This is a genomic window from Nonomuraea sp. NPDC051298 (assembly GCF_055586305.1).
This window is the reverse complement of the sequence record NZ_JBVJIM010000003.1, coordinates 82467-100250: the sequence shown is the minus strand read 5'-3', so window position 1 is coordinate 100250 and position 17784 is coordinate 82467. Positions and strand designations below refer to the sequence as shown.

23 protein-coding genes and 1 tRNA gene are annotated in these 17784 nt (G+C 65.0%); 14 read left to right on the top strand and 10 right to left on the bottom strand.

The window, feature by feature from the left end; genetic code table 11:
• The first annotated feature begins 516 nt into the window (after positions 1 to 516).
• The 3 genes from ACZ6S0_RS10440 (at position 517) to ACZ6S0_RS10430 (ending at position 2204) form a co-directional block, all read left to right on the top strand.
• The gene (locus tag ACZ6S0_RS10440) at positions 517 to 1137 is read left to right on the top strand and encodes an SMI1/KNR4 family protein (RefSeq protein WP_465915456.1); all 621 of its coding nucleotides are present in this window, start codon (positions 517 to 519) and stop codon (positions 1135 to 1137) included.
• A 282-nt stretch (positions 1138 to 1419) separates the two neighbouring features.
• Complete coding sequence (locus ACZ6S0_RS10435) at positions 1420 to 1704, top strand: hypothetical protein (protein ID WP_465915455.1); 285 nt, start codon at positions 1420 to 1422, stop codon at positions 1702 to 1704.
• Positions 1705 to 1862: 158 nt separating this feature from the next.
• Complete coding sequence (locus tag ACZ6S0_RS10430) at positions 1863 to 2204, top strand: hypothetical protein (protein WP_465915454.1); 342 nt, start codon at positions 1863 to 1865, stop codon at positions 2202 to 2204.
• Positions 2205 to 2954: 750 nt separating this feature from the next.
• Here the strand turns inward: ACZ6S0_RS10430 and ACZ6S0_RS10425 are convergent.
• Complete coding sequence (locus tag ACZ6S0_RS10425; protein ID WP_465915453.1) at positions 2955 to 3146, bottom strand: hypothetical protein; 192 nt, start codon at positions 3144 to 3146, stop codon at positions 2955 to 2957.
• A gap of 107 nt (positions 3147 to 3253) precedes the next feature.
• Here ACZ6S0_RS10425 and ACZ6S0_RS10420 point away from each other — a divergent pair, with 107 nt between their 5' ends.
• The 4 genes from ACZ6S0_RS10420 (at position 3254) to ACZ6S0_RS10405 (ending at position 6579) form a co-directional block, all read left to right on the top strand.
• Entirely contained in the window at positions 3254 to 4456 is a 1203-nt protein-coding gene (locus ACZ6S0_RS10420) for a Shedu anti-phage system protein SduA domain-containing protein (protein ID WP_465915452.1), read from the top strand.
• A 217-nt stretch (positions 4457 to 4673) separates the two neighbouring features.
• On the top strand, positions 4674 to 4934 hold the full coding sequence (locus tag ACZ6S0_RS10415) for a CopG family transcriptional regulator (protein WP_465915451.1): 261 nt from the start codon (positions 4674 to 4676) through the stop codon (positions 4932 to 4934).
• Complete coding sequence (locus ACZ6S0_RS10410) at positions 4931 to 5344, top strand: type II toxin-antitoxin system VapC family toxin (protein WP_465915450.1); 414 nt, start codon at positions 4931 to 4933, stop codon at positions 5342 to 5344. The genes ACZ6S0_RS10415 and ACZ6S0_RS10410 overlap by 4 nt, the downstream gene beginning before the upstream one ends.
• 1064 nt (positions 5345 to 6408) lie before the next feature.
• Positions 6409 to 6579: a hypothetical protein gene (locus tag ACZ6S0_RS10405; protein ID WP_465915449.1), complete on the top strand. Its 171-nt coding sequence runs from the start codon at positions 6409 to 6411 to the stop codon at positions 6577 to 6579.
• 207 nt (positions 6580 to 6786) lie between these two features.
• On the opposite strand, the gene ACZ6S0_RS10400 is transcribed toward ACZ6S0_RS10405, so the two are convergent.
• The 3 genes from ACZ6S0_RS10400 to ACZ6S0_RS10390 are packed head-to-tail and all read right to left on the bottom strand — an operon-like array spanning position 6787 to position 8260.
• The gene (locus tag ACZ6S0_RS10400; protein ID WP_465915448.1) at positions 6787 to 7611 is read right to left on the bottom strand and encodes an inositol monophosphatase family protein; all 825 of its coding nucleotides are present in this window, start codon (positions 7609 to 7611) and stop codon (positions 6787 to 6789) included.
• Positions 7608 to 7844 carry a DUF5919 domain-containing protein gene (locus ACZ6S0_RS10395; RefSeq protein WP_465915446.1) on the bottom strand — a complete coding sequence of 79 codons (237 nt, stop codon included), beginning with the start codon at positions 7842 to 7844 and terminating at the stop codon, positions 7608 to 7610. Before ACZ6S0_RS10395 ends, ACZ6S0_RS10400 begins: the two co-directional genes overlap by 4 nt.
• On the bottom strand, positions 7811 to 8260 hold the full coding sequence (locus tag ACZ6S0_RS10390) for a DUF5919 domain-containing protein (protein WP_465915443.1): 450 nt from the start codon (positions 8258 to 8260) through the stop codon (positions 7811 to 7813). Before ACZ6S0_RS10390 ends, ACZ6S0_RS10395 begins: the two co-directional genes overlap by 34 nt.
• 529 nt (positions 8261 to 8789) lie before the next feature.
• On the opposite strand from ACZ6S0_RS10390, the gene ACZ6S0_RS10385 reads away from it, so the two are divergent.
• Positions 8790 to 9347: a tyrosine-type recombinase/integrase gene (locus tag ACZ6S0_RS10385; protein WP_465915439.1), complete on the top strand. Its 558-nt coding sequence runs from the start codon at positions 8790 to 8792 to the stop codon at positions 9345 to 9347.
• A 91-nt stretch (positions 9348 to 9438) separates the two neighbouring features.
• On the opposite strand, the gene ACZ6S0_RS10380 is transcribed toward ACZ6S0_RS10385, so the two are convergent.
• Positions 9439 to 9795 carry a DUF6980 family protein gene (locus ACZ6S0_RS10380; protein ID WP_465915435.1) on the bottom strand — a complete coding sequence of 119 codons (357 nt, stop codon included), beginning with the start codon at positions 9793 to 9795 and terminating at the stop codon, positions 9439 to 9441.
• A gap of 332 nt (positions 9796 to 10127) precedes the next feature.
• On the opposite strand from ACZ6S0_RS10380, the gene ACZ6S0_RS10375 reads away from it, so the two are divergent.
• Both ACZ6S0_RS10375 and ACZ6S0_RS10370 read left to right on the top strand, forming a co-directional pair.
• On the top strand, positions 10128 to 10436 hold the full coding sequence (locus ACZ6S0_RS10375; protein WP_465915432.1) for a type II toxin-antitoxin system RelE/ParE family toxin: 309 nt from the start codon (positions 10128 to 10130) through the stop codon (positions 10434 to 10436).
• Positions 10437 to 10441: 5 nt separating this feature from the next.
• Positions 10442 to 10741 (top strand): helix-turn-helix domain-containing protein, encoded by a 300-nt coding sequence (locus ACZ6S0_RS10370; protein ID WP_465915428.1) that lies wholly within the window; start codon positions 10442 to 10444, stop codon positions 10739 to 10741.
• A 303-nt stretch (positions 10742 to 11044) separates the two neighbouring features.
• On the opposite strand, the gene ACZ6S0_RS10365 is transcribed toward ACZ6S0_RS10370, so the two are convergent.
• The 3 genes from ACZ6S0_RS10365 to ACZ6S0_RS10355 form a co-directional block, all read right to left on the bottom strand.
• Positions 11045 to 11290, bottom strand: coding sequence for a hypothetical protein (locus ACZ6S0_RS10365; protein ID WP_465915425.1), 246 nt, complete (start codon positions 11288 to 11290; stop codon positions 11045 to 11047).
• The gene (locus tag ACZ6S0_RS10360; protein ID WP_465915423.1) at positions 11291 to 11623 is read right to left on the bottom strand and encodes a DUF6247 family protein; all 333 of its coding nucleotides are present in this window, start codon (positions 11621 to 11623) and stop codon (positions 11291 to 11293) included. It abuts the gene before it with no gap.
• Positions 11624 to 11714: 91 nt separating this feature from the next.
• Positions 11715 to 11788 (bottom strand) — tRNA-Gly (locus ACZ6S0_RS10355).
• Between the two features lie 99 nt (positions 11789 to 11887).
• On the opposite strand from ACZ6S0_RS10355, the gene dcd reads away from it, so the two are divergent.
• The 3 genes from dcd to ACZ6S0_RS10340 all read left to right on the top strand — a co-directional run bounded on the left by dcd (position 11888) and on the right by ACZ6S0_RS10340 (position 14594).
• Positions 11888 to 12463 carry a dCTP deaminase gene (dcd, locus tag ACZ6S0_RS10350; protein WP_465915421.1) on the top strand — a complete coding sequence of 192 codons (576 nt, stop codon included), beginning with the start codon at positions 11888 to 11890 and terminating at the stop codon, positions 12461 to 12463.
• 500 nt (positions 12464 to 12963) lie between these two features.
• Positions 12964 to 13581 (top strand): DUF47 domain-containing protein, encoded by a 618-nt coding sequence (locus tag ACZ6S0_RS10345; RefSeq protein ID WP_344889962.1) that lies wholly within the window; start codon positions 12964 to 12966, stop codon positions 13579 to 13581.
• A gap of 8 nt (positions 13582 to 13589) precedes the next feature.
• Positions 13590 to 14594 carry an inorganic phosphate transporter gene (locus ACZ6S0_RS10340; protein ID WP_465915418.1) on the top strand — a complete coding sequence of 335 codons (1005 nt, stop codon included), beginning with the start codon at positions 13590 to 13592 and terminating at the stop codon, positions 14592 to 14594.
• A gap of 6 nt (positions 14595 to 14600) precedes the next feature.
• Here the strand turns inward: ACZ6S0_RS10340 and mshD are convergent, their stop codons facing one another.
• Positions 14601 to 15509 carry a mycothiol synthase gene (gene mshD / locus ACZ6S0_RS10335; RefSeq protein WP_465915417.1) on the bottom strand — a complete coding sequence of 303 codons (909 nt, stop codon included), beginning with the start codon at positions 15507 to 15509 and terminating at the stop codon, positions 14601 to 14603.
• 108 nt (positions 15510 to 15617) lie between these two features.
• On the opposite strand from mshD, the gene ACZ6S0_RS10330 reads away from it, so the two are divergent.
• Positions 15618 to 17405 carry a bifunctional metallophosphatase/5'-nucleotidase gene (locus ACZ6S0_RS10330; RefSeq protein ID WP_465915415.1) on the top strand — a complete coding sequence of 596 codons (1788 nt, stop codon included), beginning with the start codon at positions 15618 to 15620 and terminating at the stop codon, positions 17403 to 17405.
• A gap of 57 nt (positions 17406 to 17462) precedes the next feature.
• On the opposite strand, the gene ACZ6S0_RS10325 is transcribed toward ACZ6S0_RS10330, so the two are convergent.
• Complete coding sequence (locus ACZ6S0_RS10325) at positions 17463 to 17768, bottom strand: pyrophosphatase (protein WP_465915414.1); 306 nt, start codon at positions 17766 to 17768, stop codon at positions 17463 to 17465.
• Between the last annotated feature and the right edge of the window lie 16 nt (positions 17769 to 17784).

The window sequence follows — 17784 nt, the reverse complement described above, 5'->3', positions numbered from 1 at the left end:
GGGCTGTATCCGTGCGGCAGCGCGATTATCCCGTCGGGGCGATCGCTCGGCACGGCGGGGCCGACGTACGGTACCGGGCCCGGCGTCCTCCCACCATCCGGGACCGACCCCAGGCCGCACACCCGGACAGCCTGGTGCCGCGACCGCCCAAGTCCAAGTCCGGACGTCGGACGTTGGGCAGCCCACAGATCATCGTCCCCATCCCGCAAGAGCACACAGGCTCTCACGCTAAGGGCGAGTGACGGGCATCGTGTCGAACCCGCGCTGTCAGCTTGGGAACCGGCTACTGATCCTGGCGTCCTGAGCAGGGAAAACGGGGATGCAGGTCAGAACGGATTGCTTGCTCGTGAGTGACCGTGAGAGACCGCGACTGTCCGCCTGTTCTGGCACGGATCTGGCACGCGATCGATGCCTCCATGTTGTGGCATTGTTGGCCGAAGCCGGCAGCATGCAGCCTTATGGACGTGAACGACTTCAGGTTCTTCCTCTCGCGGTCCCGCACGCGGAGTGCAGATCATGACTGAGGATGAGATCTTCGAAGCGATACGGTTAAACCCTGGGCCCGATGTCCTACCGGTGGCCTCGTCCGAGTCGGTCGCCGAAGCTGAAGAAGCCATTGGGTACTCGCTCCCTTCGCTGCTACGGCGGTTGTATCTGGAGGTGGGAAACGGAGGTTTCGGTCCTCGGGGTGGCATCATCGGTGTACGAGGCTACGACTTCTGGAGAAGCGACATCTTCCCGGACATCACTGAATCGGCTGTGGGATTTCAAACCGATTCCTACGGACGACGGGCGGGCATGATCCAGTTGTTGGACTGGGGATGTGCGATCGCGTCGTTGCTGGATTGCCGTGATCCCGAGGGCGCGATGTGGGGATGGGATCCCAACCTGTGCTGCTTGGATCATGCGCTCTTTCCTCAGGACATCACCCTCGCGTCGTGGCTCGCGGAGTCGATTGGCCGCGACTTCGCCGAGCCCTTCTATGACGGTTACTGCGAGGTCTCGTCGCAAGATGAGCCAGGGAGCGCGGTGAGCACCATCGGTGAAGTGGATGAACCATGCATGTGGTTGCCACCCGTCTGGGCGAAAGGCAGGAAGGCCGCCATCTGGGAGCACCGTGACCAATCCGATGACTGACGGGTTAGCTTCGTAGCGAATACGGGGCCCAGCTAGGGAGGAGCGCTTCCACCAAGATCTGCCAAGGCGATCAAGAAGGCGCAGGTCTCCGATTCCGCATCCGACCTGGACCTCACGCACTGAGAGCGGGTGACGGGAATCGAACCCGCGCTGTCAGCTCGGGAATTGCAGGGATCTTGGCTTTGTGGGAGCGTTTACCTGCGGCTGAGACCAATCCTGAGTGACCGCGGTTGACCTCTCGCTGCTCTCATTAATGGCACGACCTTAGGCGAAGATATGGGGATGAACGAGCAGGTCGCGGCCGAGATCGCAGAGGAGTATCTGACCCGCTGGCGTCGCGTTGCCATCTACGCGGAGCTTGCCCTCATGGAAGAGAACGGGGACAAGGACTGGGAGAACATTGTCGGGCGGGACGGCAACGAGTACAAGATCCTCACCTACGTCGTTCGCGACGCCGACGAGGGCCTCCGGATGATCGTGGCAGTGAGCGATAGACGACGCCGGTCAACCGACGCTCCATTTTCACGTGACCAGATAATCCGATCGGACGGCACCTACGTCGAGTAGTACAGGTTGCGCGCCTGCGCGCCCCCCGGTCCGCCTGATCACCCCGGGATGATCAGGCTTCCACCTCAGCACCTGCAGACCTGGACGTCGCGGATGGTGTTCATCCCGGAGCCGGAGATCCCCTGCCGGAGGCATTGAGCATTGTTACCTTGTGCGCCATGAGGTCAACGGCGCGGGCGTTCAATGAACGCGGCGATTCTGTGGAGAACCCGAGCTCTGACGACCTGCATACTCTGCTGCGCGGATTGACCATGTCCAACCGTTTCCTCGTAGCCGAGCGCCTGGACGCAGAAAATGATGAGTACTACATGCAGGCTTACCTACGGGACGATGGGGCCTACTGGCTGGAGTATCGCGACGGCAGCGTGGACGCGCACTTCCGCGCTTCCAGCAGGACGCTGCCGACTCTGGCGCAGATCTTCACCATGTGGCTCTACACGTTGCCTGGGTGGCGGGAGACGCTGACTTGGACTGCTTGGCCGGACGAGTCCGAAAACTAGTGCGGCGGTGTGCCGGTGGTCGGCGCGTTGGCTGGGTACGGCGAGTACGCGCTACGGGTGGGCCCGGGCCGCCGCCGTCCGGGACCGGCCCCCAGGCCGCACGCCTGGCCGGCGTCGCGTCTGGGCGGCAGCGCTGAAGAAGGCAAAGCTCAGCGAGTTCCACTTTCATGATCTTCGCCACACCGGGGAACACCTTCGCGGCCCAGTCCGGCGCGACTCTCAGGGACCTGATGACCCGCATGGGGCGCTCCTCCACGCGGGCCGCGCTTGATCTACCAGCACGCCGCGATGGAACTCGACAGGGCAACCGCAGACGCTCTCGGCAAGCTCGCCGAGGAAGCCCTGAAGCCCGAGGAGCCCGAGCCAGACGAGCAAGATCCAGACGGATCGGGCACGTCACGGACACGGAAGATCGAAAACAGCTCCGAGAACGATCCAATCCACATCGGGAAACCATCCCTGACCTGGCCTTTCGCGGCAAGAGCTGGTGACGGGAATCGAACCCGCGCTGTCAGCTTGGGAACTGCACGAATCGCGGCACGTGAGGGCTCTGAGCTGGGCGGAGACTCGGTCGTGAGTGACCGTGATGGCCCCCTCGTCCCCCCGTCTGATTGCACGCTAATTGCACGGCGATCAGCCCTTGGACTGGGGTTTCGCGGTGCGCGAACTCTGTCTTCTGATCACCAGTCCGGCGTCGTCCCACCCGGAAGGGGAAGCGGGCCGTGGCCATGGGGACAAGGTGGAGCGCCCTCACTGGACGAACGACCTTGTCCCCATGGCCTTGGCCTGCTCGACTTTGCCAGGGCCGATGGCGGGCGCGCCGAGGCGAAGGTGTCGCCAGCGCCGGATGAGTCCATCCGCCACATGGCGGCCGACGACCTTGCCCGGGAGGAGTTCGAGAACCTCCCCGACCTGGGCCTGCTCCTCGAGCTTCCGGAACATGGGTTTCCGTAATCGGTAGGACGACCGCTAGCGTCCCTGAACGGCGTAGGCAACCTGCCTGGAACCCTCGCAAGAAACTGTCACACGTGCCGGTCACACTTCAGCCCATGGACGTCAGATCAGACTTCTCATTGGAGTTGCAGCTCGAGTACGTTCACAAGCAGGCGGCGAGCGACGAGGTGAAGCGAGCGGTCTCCTCCGTGCTCCAGCACATGCGAACTGGACGCGACGGCCACCGCAAGGGCGGGAAGGCGCTCGTGCAACTCTTGACACAGGCGCGCGGACACGCAGCCTCGGTCGGCGAGTGGGAGGTTGTGCGACTGCTGCAGGACTCTCTGGATTACGCCGAGGAACGTATCCTGCAACCGGAGCTCAACGAGAGATACCGTCTTTTTCAAGACGGCATACGCAATCAAGGGTTGCGGAAGCTTGCGGCGAACGTGCTGGAGATCAAATTCAAGCACGTCGCAGAGACGGGGCGCGAGTTCCTGGACCAACACCCCGGTGCAGATGTGGATGATCTGCTGGCCTATATCAGCTCGCTCAGCTATGACGCTCGGCATCTCGTAGCACCGAAAGATCTGCCAGGAAGATACTCGCTCTTCCGCGGCCGGAGGGAGACGATGGTGTGGCTGGAGCGTGTGCTCCAGGAGCGGGTTGATATCGAAGACCCAAAGAAAGCCGCTCAGCGGATTGCTGCGTCACCAGAGGCATGGGCTCTCCTAGCCGCTGATTCAGATGGTCAGATGATCCTCCGGGCATCCCAGCTTCAGCAGCGCTCGGCCCGCCTGGCAAGCCTGCGCAAAGTGGTGGAGGACAGGACCGCCACGGAGCTGGACCTACAACGGGCGCTGGAAGGGCAGCACTGGATCTTCGGTGGGCGTTTCGTCGGGGAAGCCGCTCAGCGCAGGTTGGTGTCGGGTGACGAGGTAGACATCCCTCTGATCCGCGGCGATGGAAGTCTTCACATCGTCGAGTTGAAGCGGGCCATGAGCATGAAGGGTTCTCTGGTGAAGCGGCATCGCGGAGCCTGGGTGCCTACTGCTGAGGTGCATGATGCGGTCGGCCAAGCCGTCAACTACCTTGTCGGACTAGATGAGAACCGTCAGCAGATCTTCGAAGACTTCGGCATCGAGACACGCCGAGCAAGCGCGGTCGTTCTGATCGGCCATCCAGCCGTCCAGCCGAATGTGCCAGAACGGGAGATCAACGAAGCGCTTCGGACGTTCAACACGCACGTGAACCGCGTTGAGGTCATCACGTACAAGGAGCTCATCGACAACGCCAGACGCTCCCTCGGGGACCTCTGAGACTGCAATAGCTGCGTCGTGGCTCACCGCCGGAGTAGCCAGCACCTCAGGTCGCTGAGTTGGCTCGGCACAACGCACAACGTGAACGTCCTACAACGGGTCTCCGCCAAGTGCATCCACGGCCAGGGCAGGCGATGCGCCGGATTTAGCCGCCACGGGCCTCAGCTTGGACACAGCAGTCGCAACGCACAGGAGGATAAGCGGTAGGATAAGGGGTATGGGCGAGCCCACTGGAAAGTACTCGATCACCATGCCCCGTGACATCGCCGAGGCTGCCCGATCCCGGAGCGGCCCTTCCGGCCTGTCCGCTTACGTCGCCGCTGCCGTCGCCCGCCAAGTCGAGCGCGACAACCTCAGCGAACTCATTCAGATCGCCGAGGCCGAGCATGGCCCCATCACCGACGACGAGGTCCAGGCACTGCGCGACCAACTCCACCAGGCCCGGCGGGGCCAGGCCAATGGTGGTACGGCTGCGTGACCCGTTCTCCCGCCACTCCCGGCGGCACCCTCGTCCTCGACAGCGAGGGACTGGCCAAGGCCGTCCTGCGCGACCGTACGGTCACAGCATGGCTTGCTCTCGCCCGTGCTGACGACCTCCGCGTCATCACCTCTGCCGCCACCCTCGTCGAGGTGGTCCACCCTCGCGTCAACCGGCCAGCTCTGGAGTGGACGCTCTCCCGCCTTGTCATCGAGCCGGTCACCGAACCAATCGCCCGCCACGCCGCCACACTCTTGTCCAACGCCGGCTTGCACGGGCACAAGTACGCCATCGATGCCATGCTCAGCGCCACCGCCCTCGCTGCCCCTGGGCCCGTCACGGTCCTCACCTCCGACCCCGAGGACCTCGCCGCACTGTGCGGTGTACGCGTTACAGTCATCAAGGTTTGAGCTATGCCCCATCCTGCAGTTCTGACAGGGTGATCATGACCCTGCTGGCACACAGGGATCAACAACATCGAGAAAACATCAAAGCCCAGGTGCCGAATCCATCGGTCTACCTGGGCTTTCGCTATGAGAGCGGATGACGGGAATCGAACCCGCGCTGTCAGCTTGAGAATTGCAACTAGCGCGGGCTCTGGACCCTGGGTTCCCTGGTCAGCGTCCGTCTCGGGCCGGTCGTGAGTGACCGTGGTTGACCGCTCGTCGCCGGGGCTAATGGCACGACGCTCATTCTGCGACCTGGTCTTTCACTCCTCGTACGGATCAGCCAGAGCCATGGCCTTTCGGATAGGAAGCCCCTTCCGATCCACTACTTGGAGACGTTCTCGGACTTGCCTAGGCGTCCGTGGTCGGAAGCCCGGACCGCTGCAACCGCAGGAGTGGAAATCCAAACCGGCATGGAGGACGGCGCTCAATGCTCGCCAACCGGGGCCATCACTCCGGCGTGGTGCCGCGAAATCTCGCCCGGCGTCAATCATGGGCTCGCGGCAACAGTTACAGAGCTGGGCTCGCTCCTCCGGGCGTCGCTTGGTAGTCACGCGGCAAGGCAAGCACACGTAGTGGACCTTGTAAGTTCCCGCGCTATACCGGCACATGCCGCAAGGGTACGTGAGTACTGGCGCACCGCGCGTACCCCGCTCTCCTGATCATCCCGTCTACCGTCGACCCGCCCGAGGGGGAAGCCGGCCAGGGCCACGGGTACCAGATGGAACGCCCCACCGGACGAACGATCTGGTACCCGTGGCCCTGGTCTGCTCGGCTTGTCCCGGGTCGATGGCGGACGGGATGATCAGGCTCCTACCTCAGCAGCCTACGGACCTGTACTTCGAGGGTGTTGATCATCCCGGAGTCTGAGGCCCCTGCCGGAGGCAATTGGTTTGGAGCGACGCCAGATGGTGCGGGCTCGAATGTGGTCGGAGGCATGGGTGACGAACCGTCGAAGGACGTGGAACCGGGAAGCGCGTAAGGTCTTGCTGGTCTGGACCTGCTTGGTAGTGGGCTGGTTCTTGGCGATGCTGGCCATCGATCTCATCAGCCAAGGGCCGGGGAGGATCACGACGGCGTATCTCATCGCCCGGCCTGTTGTGTTCGGGCTCGGCTGGTTCGGGGGAATGCTGATCATCCGTTGGTGGGCACGCGGGGCGACCAACGATCCGGAAGAGGCGGATGATAGCCACTCGTAGCCATCGAGTCGCAGCTCGGTGACAGTGATCTGATGGCGGCGCGACGCTCAGGTCGGCGGGCGTGCGTGGTTACGGCGGGGCAGGCGTGCGGCGATGCCCCACGCGGCGCCCCGCGCCGCGACCGGCCCCCAGGCCGCAGCGCGGCGTGGGGACGCTGACGCGGGGCATACGGCGGCCCGGCGCGCCGCCGCTTGATACCTACAAGAGCTATTCGGCAACTTCCCGGCCGGACACCACGACCTTGCGGGCCTCGGAAATGAGTTCCACGAGATCGGCTATGAGCTTGGGGCTCGCTGCGATGGTCGCGTGGGCGGTCATGCTGTGCGGGCTGCCATCGAGATCGACCACCGTCGCTCCGGCCTCTCGGGCGATGACGACCCCGGCTGCGGTGTCCCAGGGGTTGTTGCTGAGCATGACGTTCGCGTCGACCCTGCCGTCCGCAACCCATGCGAGATCGATCGCGGCTGAGCCGAACATCCGTATGCGCTGGACGCGAGCGGCGAGTTCTTGAGTCAGGGCGAGGCGTGGTCGGTTCCGCTGGTCCGCGTTCTCCCCCACGGCGTAGTCGCCGATCGCCACGATCGCCGTTCGCAACTCGCGGGCGTCGCTCACTCGAATTTCGGATCCGTTGGCGACGGCGCCGGCGCCTTCGGCCGCCGAGTAGCGGAGGTTGAGGAACGGAAGATCGATCACCCCAAGGGTGGGTGTGTCTTTGTCCACCAGGCCCAGGGAGACTGCGCAGAGTGGGATGCCGTGCAGGAAGTTGGCCGTTCCGTCCACAGGGTCCAGCGCCCACATCAGGCCGTCGCCCGTACGGCTGACGCCTTCCTCCTCGCCAAGGAATCCGATCTCAGGCGTCTCACGAGACAGGAACTCCCGCACGGCATGCTCAACGGCGTAGTCCACCTCCGTCGCCATGTCCCGGTCACCCTTGGCCGTGACGAGGCCGGGAGCTTTGGTACGGACGATCTCGCTGGCGATCGACACGGCGCGCTCAGCGATCGGGAGAAGAGTCCGGGCGTCGATGGTCATACAGGTTTGCTCCGCTCCCACATATCCCTGAACACCTGGTCGAAGACGGGGAACAGCCCTTCTGCGGCGGTGTTGTCCTTGATCACAAACGTTGGCGAGTCCACACCGCGTGCTTGCGGCAGGTACGGCTGGACCACGCACAGCGCCCGGTCCACGAAGAGCAAGTTGAACCGGATCGTCTCGTCCTCAGACGTGGAGTTCAAGGCGCTGGGCCGGCGTGGTGTCGAGCCCATCGCGCAACCTGGTCAGCATGCTGATGTTGAGTGGTCAGGGTGCTGTCGGTGTAGCCCTCTTCTGCTTCGCGGGCGCGGATCGCTTGGCCCTTCGGGTCGAGGAAGAGGCAGCGGATACGAGTGCCGGAGTCCAGCAGACGCTTGAGCTGATGATCGGGGTAGCTCTGGCAGAGGATGTTGAGCGACAGGACTGCTGCGCTGATCTCCTTCGCCTCGTCGAACATCGACGAGGCCGGGTAAGCGGAGGAGAAGGCCGAGCGGCTACTGAAGACAGCGGTCACGTCGGCAATCTGCGGCATGGAGCAGGCCGCGGCGTCGGGGCCGGCACTTCTGACTGGCTCCGGCTCTGCCCTTTGTGCCGGGATCTCGACAGCGGTCGCGGTGAACAGTTCGTGTGCCGACCTGTCCGGGAACATCGCCTCCAGGACACGGCAGTGACCTGAGTACGGCAAGCCTTTGAGCTCCCCGTCCAGCCATCGGTGGAGCTGCGCTCGACTCGGCCAACCGCCCTGCAACGACGGGCCCACCTTCTTGGCGGCTTTGTCGTACTCCTTACAGAACGTGCTCTAGGTCTGCCAGTGGCGTTGCGTCAGGAGGGTCTCCAACAGGATCGGCTGGTCAGTCAGGATCCGCGCCTCGGGCTGGGGTGCCATATAGGGCCCAGGCTAGCGACAGAGACGGGCTCGGACGAGACCAAGAGGAGACGAAAAGAGACGAGCCGATCACAGAAGGTACTCGGGAGCGATCGAGACGTGACAGATCCTCGGGCAATTCTCGTCGCATGACTGCGCCGTGTAACTCCTGCTCAGGGTGAGGTTGGAAATACATCAGCCTCCGCCGGGCCGTGGTGGCAGCCGAGAACGACTCAGGCGAGGCCGCTCACGATGACCGACACCGCGATGGCTGCTGGCGGTGCAACGGGACCGGTCAGGCGGGTGCGCTGCTGTGAACATTTACGTCGGCTGTTTCGCACTTCACGTCGATCCGCCTCGGCCGAACCACATGCGCCTCGAAGGTGGCCACACTGTCCCGATCAGTCACGGCCTCAACGCGGGTACGGTCCGCGTTCGCCTGGCCCACTTGGAACGCTCCACAGGTGAGCCGGTTCTCGGCCCACCCAAGTCCAAGGCCAGCGAGCGAATCGTCGGCATCCCACAAGCGATCGTCCCGGCCCTGAGAGAACACCTGCGGCTCTGCGTGAAGCCCGAAGCCGGAGCACTCATCTTCACGAGGATCAAGGGCGGCCCGATGCGCAGAAGCGGGTTCAACAAACTCTCCGGCCGGAGGGAGGCGGTACGGGCGATCGGCGCCCCGGGGCTGCACTTCCATGATCTCCGTCACACGGGAAACATGATCGCGGCGGACTCGGGCGCGGGCCTCAAGGACCTCATGGCGCATATGGGACACGACAACGTCCGAGCCGCGATTGATCTATCAGCACGCCGTCCGGAGAGCCGACAAGCTGATCACGGACGCCATCGACAAGCGTCTACTCGGGCATGAGACGAAGGGTAAGGCCGAGGGTGACACGGACGACGGCCCGTCCGCTCTGCCTGCAGTGAGGTAGATGCGACGCGCTCCCCGGCTTACGCGATCAAGACTGCAGCCAGCGCCCGTCTTGGTACTCGATCGGGATCTCGTCAGTCGACGGGTCGACTCCGAGCGCCTCCAGCGCATCGAACCACCGGTCCCGCTGAGATTCAGTCAGCCGCATCCCGCACCACGGGCAGTAGGAGATGACGATGACGGATGTTCCACCGTCATGGATGATCAAGCCGTACTCAATGAACCGCTCATTGAAGGTGATCAGCGCGTCTGGACAGACGAACGGGTCCGCATGCTGATCACACTCCCAGGCCACCTGGCGAACCATCGACTCGCAACAGTGCTCGACCACAGACACCTCTCCGCCTGATGGCACGCAGAGATCAACAACCTTGGACAAGATCAAGCCCAGGCACCGAATCTATCGGTCTACCTGGGCTTTCGCAGTGAGAGCGGGTGACGGGAATCGAACCCGCGCTGTCAGCTTGGGAACTGCATCGATCACGGCCCACTGGGGCGCTGAGCTGGGCAGAAGGCCGGTCCTGAGTGACCGTGGTTGACCCCTCGTCACCCCACTTAATGGCCCGCTAATGGCCCGACGACCAGCCTTCGACCTGGCATGACCCGAGCACCGAGGCACGTAACAGGACAATTTCACTTCTCCAAGACCCGACTCTTGCTTGCAGTATAACGTTTGTGTTATGAACTGGGGAGAGGTGGAGCTGGAGCCAGAAGTTGATGAGTGGTTCGACACCCTTGATCAGGAAGACCAGGAAACAGCGGCGTTCTACATCGACCTACTGGCCGAGCGTGGTGTCCTGCTCGACGAGCCTTTACACTCGTCAGCTCCGCGGCAAACTACGGGAGTTGCGGTTTCACCTCCACCGAGAGGCGGTGCGGATCACCTACTGGATCGCTCCGGGAAGAAGGACCGTCATGCTGACGGTGTTCCGCAAGCAGCGGATGCGCGAGACCACTGAGATCGATCGTGCGTGGCGGGCCATACAGCGGTGTATCACTGAGGCGCACACCACTGATGAGGAGTGAGCGGAGTGAGCGAGCGCAGGACTTGGGCCGACAGGAAGTCCGAAATAATGAGTCGTCCCGGTGCCGGAGCGGCCTACGAGGCGGCCAAGATCCGGTTCGAACTGGGCGAGGCCGTGAGACTGCGGCGTGAGCAACTTGGACTGACCCAGACCGAACTAGCTGAGCGCACTGGGCTGCAGCAGCCGGCGGTTGCACGGTTCGAGGCAGGAGGGACCATGCCGACCATCCCCATGTTGGAGCGCCTGGCAGAGGCTCTGGAGATGCGGCTCAGCGTCGAGTTCCAACCGCTGCGTGAGGCCGGCTGATCTCACCGAAAGCAGTGCCGGCAGTCGCATCCTGACTGCCTGCACTGCATCGCTAGTTGCACGGAAGATCGAGAACAGCCCCGGAAACGATCAGAGCCAGGTCGGAAATCCATCCCTGACCTGGCTTTCCTAGTGAGAGCGGGTGACGGGAATCGAACCCGCGCTGTCAGCTTGGGAACTCTTTCGAGATCAAGACCTCTGAGCAGGGGAAACGCTGACTTGGGCATCTGCGGGTGGAGTGACCGTGAGTTCCCGTGACTCCCCGCTGGTCGCTCTGCGAACGGGCACGCAACGGGCACGAACCTATGGCCATTCGATGCGAACAAGATAGACCTCGCGCTGCCGGTCCAGAACCACATAGGTGGCGAGACCACGTTCTCCGAACGCGTGCGTAAGCATCTTCGCCCTGGGGTTCTTGAAGTTGTACGGGTCTCCACTCCATGGAGCGGTCTCCAGAAGTGCGAACAGATCCGCGAGCGGATGCAGTGCGTGATCGGGTAGCGCGGCGATCTGTTCCTCGGCCACGGGATCGATGATGAGCTTGAACACCTAGACATCGATCCCACGAGCAGCAAGGATCTCCCGCCACGGCCTCCCGTGAGGAACGGGTTCGCCGGCAAGAGCCTGCTGGGCGCGGACGTGCATCTGACGGCGCCCCTCGGGATCCTTTGCGGTGTCACACGCGGAGATCCACCAGCGGTGCACGAAAGCGTTGAGCGCCCCAAGATCCAGGCTCACCTTGACCTCGTCGAGCACGGCCTTGAGCCCGGCGTCGAAAGCTTCGCGATCTTCCGGGACGACCAGCGCGGCACGGATGGTCCGCAGGTTCTTCTCAGGCAGAGGCGCGCCGACGGAGACGAAGTCCTGCGGTTGTGCGGTCATTCCCGCTCCCTTCCTTGTCCTCTAGAGACTACAGAGGAGGGGCGACATCCTTCACGCGCACACGAGAGATGGTCCTGCCACAGTATGAGAGTGGAGCGGGTGACGGGAATCGAACCCGCGCTGTCAGCTTGGGAAGCTGATGTTCTGCCATTGAACTACACCCGCGTACGACTCAAGGTCGCGTCCCCCACTGTAGCGGAAACTTGGCGCGCATCAGCAATCCCGGCCCCGCGCATTCTCCGCCAGCCCGGTAAGTTGCTCACCGTGTTGCTATCTGACCGTGACATCCTCGCCGAGATCAAGGCCGGGCGGCTGGGGCTGGACCCGTTCGATCCGGACATGATCCAGCCCTCCAGCATCGACGTACGGCTCGATCGCTTCTTCCGGGTGTTCGAGAACCACCGCTACCCGCACATAGACCCATCCGTCGAGCAGCCGGATCTCACGCGGATGGTGGAGCCCCAGGGGGACGATCCATTCATCTTGCATCCGGGCGAGTTCGTGCTGGCCTCCACGTACGAGGTCGTCACGGTGCCCGACCATCTGGCCTCGCGGCTGGAGGGGAAGAGTTCGCTGGGACGGCTGGGGTTGCTGACGCATTCGACGGCCGGGTTCATCGATCCGGGGTTCAGCGGGCATGTGACGCTGGAGTTGTCGAACGTGGCGACGTTGCCGATCAAGTTGTGGCCGGGGATGAAGATCGGGCAGTTGTGCGTGTTCAGGCTCAGTTCCCCCGCCGAACACCCGTACGGCTCCAGCAAGTACGGTTCCCGCTATCAGGGCCAGCGCGGCCCCACTCCGTCGAGGTCGTTCCGGAACTTCCACCGCACCAAGATCTGAGCGGGATGAGTGAGACGAGCACGATGAGTACGAAGGGGACGAGGGGCAAGGCGGGAGAAAGGTGAACGGAAGGTAGACGCGGAAGGTCTGATGGGTGATCGGGGCGGGTCGCCGCCTGCCCGCGAGGCGTTCCGTGACGCACGCGGGCCGGCGCGCCCGGCCAACCGGCGCGCCACCGGTCGGCGCCACCCGTCGGCGCCACCGATCACCGGGTCACGCCCCAGGCCACCGACACCGGCCGAGAGGTCACAACGCAGGTCGGGGTGCCTGGCCGATGGTCATGCCGTGGGCCGGTGCGGTCGGCCGGTACGGGCGACCAGTACGATCGGCCGGCACGGTCGGCCAATGCGGACGACCCAAAAGATCACGAAAGTACGCGGAATGCCGGTGTCGCACAACAGACGCCGGGTAGCCACAAGGCGAAGAGAAGATGAAGTTCGCATTTCTCCTGGTAAGCCATACCCTTTGCACGGACCATCCCCGCACATCTGGAGAACGACGTGCGCCTGCGTCTCACGCCACGTGAGGACAGCTACTACGACCTGTTCGCCGACTCGGCGAACAACCTGGTCACGGCATCCCGTCTACTGGTCGAGATCATCAGTGACGGCTCGGACAGGGAGGCCCTGGCCGAGAAGATGCGCGCCTGCGAGCACGCCGGTGACGAACGCACCCATGCGATCATGAACCGGCTCAATGAGAGCTTCATCACTCCGTTCGACCGCGAGGACATCTACCGGCTCGCCTCGAACCTCGACGACGTGATGGACGCCATGGAGGCCGCCTCCGACCTCATCCTGCTCTACCAGATCGACCATCTCCCCAAGGACGTCGTACGGCAGGTGGAGGTGCTGGAGCGGGCGGCGGAGCTGACCGCCGAGGCCATGCCGCGCCTCCGCTCGATGAAGAACCTCACCGAGTACTGGATCGAGGTCAACCGCCTGGAGAACCAGGGCGACCAGGTCTACCGGCGACTGCTGGCCAAGCTGTTCAGCGGTGAGTACGACGCGCTGACCGTCATGAAGATGAAGGAGGTCGTCGACGCGCTCGAAGAGGCGGCCGACGCCTTCGAGAGCGTGGCCAACACCGTCGAGTCGATCGCGGTCAAGGAAAGCTAGGACCAGCAGTGGACCTCACGCTCGCGCTCGTCATCGGCGTGGTCGTCATCGCACTGGCCTTCGACTACACCAACGGGTTCCACGACGCGGCGAACGCGATCGCCACCTCCGTCTCGACCAGGGCGCTGACCCCGAGGGTCGCGCTGTTCATGGCCGCGGCGATGAACTTCATCGGCGCCCACCTAGGCACCCAGATCGCCCAGACGGTGGGCCAGGGCATCATCGACGCCCCGGATGGATCGCACGGCCTGGTCATCGTGATCGCCGCCCTCATCGGCGCGATCGTGTGGAACGTGATCACCTGGTACTTCGGGCTGCCCTCCTCCTCCAGTCACGCCCTCATCGGCGGCCTGGTGGGCGCCGCGCTGGCCTCGGCCAGCGTCGTGCACTGGGACGGCGTCTTCGCGAAGGTCGTCATCCCGATGGTGCTGTCGCCGCTGATCGGGTTCAGCCTCGCCGCAGCGATCATGATCGCAATATATTGGATCTTCCGCAACCGCCAGCCGGGCAGGACCAACCGCGGCTTCCGCTACACCCAGACCGTCTCCGCCGCCGCCATGGCGCTCGGGCACGGGCTGCAGGACGCGCAGAAGACGATGGGCGTCATCTTCCTGGCCCTCACCGTCGGCGGCTTCGCCGAGCCGAGCGACCCCATCCCGCAGTGGGTCATCCTCTCCGCCGCGGGGGCGATCTCGCTGGGGACGTACGCGGGCGGCTGGCGCATCATGCGTACGCTGGGACGCCGCATCATCGCGCTCCACCCGCCCCAGGGCTTCGCCGCGGAGTCGGCGGCGGCGGCCGTCCTGTACGTGGCGGCCATCGGCTTCGGGGCGCCGATCTCCACCACGCACACGATCACCGCCGCGATCATGGGGGTGGGCTCCACCAAGCGGCTCAGCGCCGTACGGTGGGGGGTCGCGGGGAACATCGTCACCGCGTGGATCCTCACCATTCCGGCCGCGGCCATCGTGGCCGGGCTCTCCTACCTCGCCCTCCACCTCGTCATAGGGTGAACCGGCTCACTGTGGCGGGGCGTACATCACGTCGACGTCCCAGCGGTTGAAGCCGAGGGACTCGTACAGGCCGATCGCCGCCGTGTTGGTCTCGTCCACGTACAGCATGGCCTGGGCGAGGCCACGTGAGCGCAGATGGCCCAGCCCGGCCAGGGTGAGCGATCTGCCCAGGCCGGTGCCCTGCTGGGAGGGGTCGACGCCGACCACGTACACCTCTCCGAGCGGCTCGTGCCCGTGGTCGGAGGAGCCGTGGATCTTCGTCCAGTGGAAGCCGACGAGCCGGTCGCCGCGCACGGCCAGGAAGAAGCCGTCCGGGTCGAACCAGGGCTCCCGCTCGCGCCGCAGCAGGTCGTCCAGCGTCCAGGCGCCCTGCTCGGGGTGGTGGGCGAAGGCGGCGGCGTTGACCTTGAGCCAGGGCTCCTCGTCCTGACCGGGCACGAACGTGCGCAGGCTCACCCCCTCCGGCAGCGGGTGGGCAGCGAGGGGCGCGAAGAGGGAGCGGCGCATCTGCCACAGGGAGCGGACGCGCTCGAAGCCGAAGGCGGCGGCGAGCGCTCCCGCGCCCGGGTGGTCGCCGTGCGCCCACAGGCGGAGCGGGCCGCCGGTCAGGTCAATGATCGACCGCAGCAGCCGCGCGCCGAGGCCCCGGCGGCGGCGGGACGGGTGGACGACCAGCTCGACGCTCGGCCCCTCCACCTCGTCGGTGGGATCGACGTGCGCGTAGCCGGCCAGGGCTCCGTCGGCGCGCAACAGCAGCGAGCGGGCCCGCGGGTCGCCGCCGTAGCGCAGGTGGAGCATCACGTGCTCGTTGAGCGGCCGTACGCCGTCGGCGTCCGTCGCCGCCTCCACCAGGGCGAGCACTTCGGTGATCTCCTGGTCATCCAGCCGTTCGCGGATCTCCACGTTCACACTCACAGAACGAACTCTAGGCGTATGACTGGCAAATGACGCCATGTGACAGCCGGGCAAATCGTCACCTTTGTGACATTAGCCGCATGGTTTGCGGCCGTAACGTCTTGGGCCATGACGTCTCGTTCCCTCCTCCGGCTGGCGCTGGCCGGCGCCCTCGCCTCGGGTGCGGTCCTTCTCGCCACCCTCCCGGCGAACGCGAGCAAGGCCCCCAAGACGGTCCCCGTCCGGCTGCTCGCGCTCAACGACTTCCACGGCAACCTCGAACCGCCCACCGGATCCGCCGGCCGCATCGTGGACGAACACGGCCAGACGGTCGAGGCCGGTGGTGCCGCCTACATCGCCACGCACATGAAGGCCCTGTCCGACAGGAACACCATCGCCGTGGCCCAGGGCGACCTCATCGGCGCCACACCGCTCATCTCGGCCGCCTACCACGACGAGCCGTCGATCGAGTTCCTGGACAAGCTGGGGCTCAAGGTGGCCGCGGTCGGCAACCACGAGTTCGACGAGGGCTACGCCGAACTGCGGCGGATCATGGACGGTGGCTGCCACCCGGTGGACGGCTGCTCGCCCGCCGGCAAGTGGAAGGGCGCCAAGTTCGACTACGTGGGCGCGAACGTCCTGTTCAAGAACCCCAACGAGAAGACCGACGCGCTCGCGGCGCTCGGCGGCTCGAACTCGCGGCAGGTCAAGCAGCTCCTGGCCGACTGGGGCGTGCCCGCGCTGCCCCCGGTCAGCATCAAGGTGATGAACGGCGTGCCGATCGGCTTCATCGGGCTGGTCACGCAGACGACCCCGAACATCGTCACGACCGAGGGCATCAAGGACCTCAAGTTCGTGGACGAGGTCAAGGCCGCGAACGTGGCCTCCAAGCTGCTCAAGCTGCTCGGGGTGAAGGCCCAGGTCGTCCTGATGCACGAGGGTGACCAGGTGGCGGCCGGGCAGTCGCCCGACGCGTGCAGCGCCGTCCCGGGGGCGGGCAACCGCATCGCCGCCGAGGTGGACACCGAGGTCGACCTGATCCTGAGCGGCCACTCGCACCAGGCGTACCTGTGCGAGGTCAAGGACCCGGCGGGCAACGACCGCGTGTACTCCCAGGGCGGTTCGAACGGCCGGGTCATCACGCAGGTCGACCTGAAGGTGAACGTCAAGACCAAGGACATCGACCGGGCCTCCGTCGTGGCGGACAACCACGTCGTGACGCGTACGGTCGCCGCCGACCCCGCGATCTCGAAGTTCGTCGGGTTCTGGCAGGACGAGGTCTCGTCCGTCGCCAACAAGGCGGTCGGCACGATCAGCTCCGACATCACCAACGCCGCCGCGCCCTCCGGCGAGTCGCCCCTCGGCAACTTCATCGCCGACGCCCAGCTCGCCGCCACCAAGACCGGCGGCAACGCGCAGATCGCGCTGATGAACCCGGGCGGCGTACGGGCCGCGCTGACGCACGCCGGCTCCCCGGCCAAGGAGGGCGACGGCGTCGTCACGTACGGCGAGGCGTTCACCGTGCAGCCGTTCAACAACCTGATGCAGGTGGTCACCCTCACCGGCGCCCAGCTCAAGACGGTGCTGGAGCAGCAGTTCACCGGCGGGCCGAACAGCCAGGCGTTCACCAAGATCCTGCAGCCGTCGGCGAACTTCACCTACACCTACAGCCGCGGCGCCGCCTGGGGCTCGAAGATCTCCGGCATGAAGATCGACGGTGTGCCGGTGACGGACGCGCAGACGATCCGGGTCGCGGCCAACAACTTCCTGGTGGGCGGCGGCGACGCGTTCCTCGCCTTCAAGGACGGGACGGACCTGTGGAGCGGGCCGCTGGACATCGACGCCTTCGTCGACCACCTCGGCAAGAACAACCCCATCGCCCCGCCGGCCACCGACCGCATCACGGTCGTCGACTAGCCCCTGCTCTCTGAAATCCCTGCTTCACCTGCGGCCCGGCCTCTTCAGGCCGGGCCGCTACCGCTCCCAGGCCAGCCACTTGCGCTCGACCTCCGCCTCCAGGTCGACCCCGTGATGGCGGGCCATGAGCAGGACGTGACACACCACGTCGGCCAGTTCCTCGCGGAAACCGGCCGCCCGCTCCTCCTCGGTACGGCCCCTGTCCCTGGCCCTGCCGGTGAGCATGAGGAACGCCTGGGTCAGCTCGCCCACCTCCTCCTGGAGCTTCAGCAGGAACCAGGTGTCGTCGCGATCGATGCCCAGGTGGTCGGCGTAACGCCGCGAGATGGACTCGATCTCGTCGGAGAGCTGTCTTAGGTCCACCCCGCCGAGTCTAGGT

Coding starts and splice junctions, on each gene's coding strand:
- ACZ6S0_RS10400 (WP_465915448.1), bottom strand. CDS start 7,611: ATGACCATCGACGCCCGGACTCTTCTCCCGATCGCTGAGCGCGCCGTG.
- ACZ6S0_RS10360 (WP_465915423.1), bottom strand. CDS start 11,623: ATGACCGCACAACCGCAGGACTTCGTCTCCGTCGGCGCGCCTCTGCCT.
- ACZ6S0_RS10425 (WP_465915453.1), bottom strand. CDS start 3,146: ATGTTCCGGAAGCTCGAGGAGCAGGCCCAGGTCGGGGAGGTTCTCGAA.
- ACZ6S0_RS10390 (WP_465915443.1), bottom strand. CDS start 8,260: ATGTTCCCGGACAGGTCGGCACACGAACTGTTCACCGCGACCGCTGTC.
- ACZ6S0_RS10330 (WP_465915415.1), top strand. CDS start 15,618: ATGACGTCTCGTTCCCTCCTCCGGCTGGCGCTGGCCGGCGCCCTCGCC.
- ACZ6S0_RS10375 (WP_465915432.1), top strand. CDS start 10,128: ATGAGTGGTTCGACACCCTTGATCAGGAAGACCAGGAAACAGCGGCGT.
- ACZ6S0_RS10405 (WP_465915449.1), top strand. CDS start 6,409: ATGCTGGCCATCGATCTCATCAGCCAAGGGCCGGGGAGGATCACGACG.
- ACZ6S0_RS10440 (WP_465915456.1), top strand. CDS start 517: ATGACTGAGGATGAGATCTTCGAAGCGATACGGTTAAACCCTGGGCCC.
- ACZ6S0_RS10395 (WP_465915446.1), bottom strand. CDS start 7,844: ATGGGCTCGACACCACGCCGGCCCAGCGCCTTGAACTCCACGTCTGAG.
- ACZ6S0_RS10430 (WP_465915454.1), top strand. CDS start 1,863: ATGAGGTCAACGGCGCGGGCGTTCAATGAACGCGGCGATTCTGTGGAG.
- ACZ6S0_RS10435 (WP_465915455.1), top strand. CDS start 1,420: ATGAACGAGCAGGTCGCGGCCGAGATCGCAGAGGAGTATCTGACCCGC.
- ACZ6S0_RS10415 (WP_465915451.1), top strand. CDS start 4,674: ATGGGCGAGCCCACTGGAAAGTACTCGATCACCATGCCCCGTGACATC.
- ACZ6S0_RS10420 (WP_465915452.1), top strand. CDS start 3,254: ATGGACGTCAGATCAGACTTCTCATTGGAGTTGCAGCTCGAGTACGTT.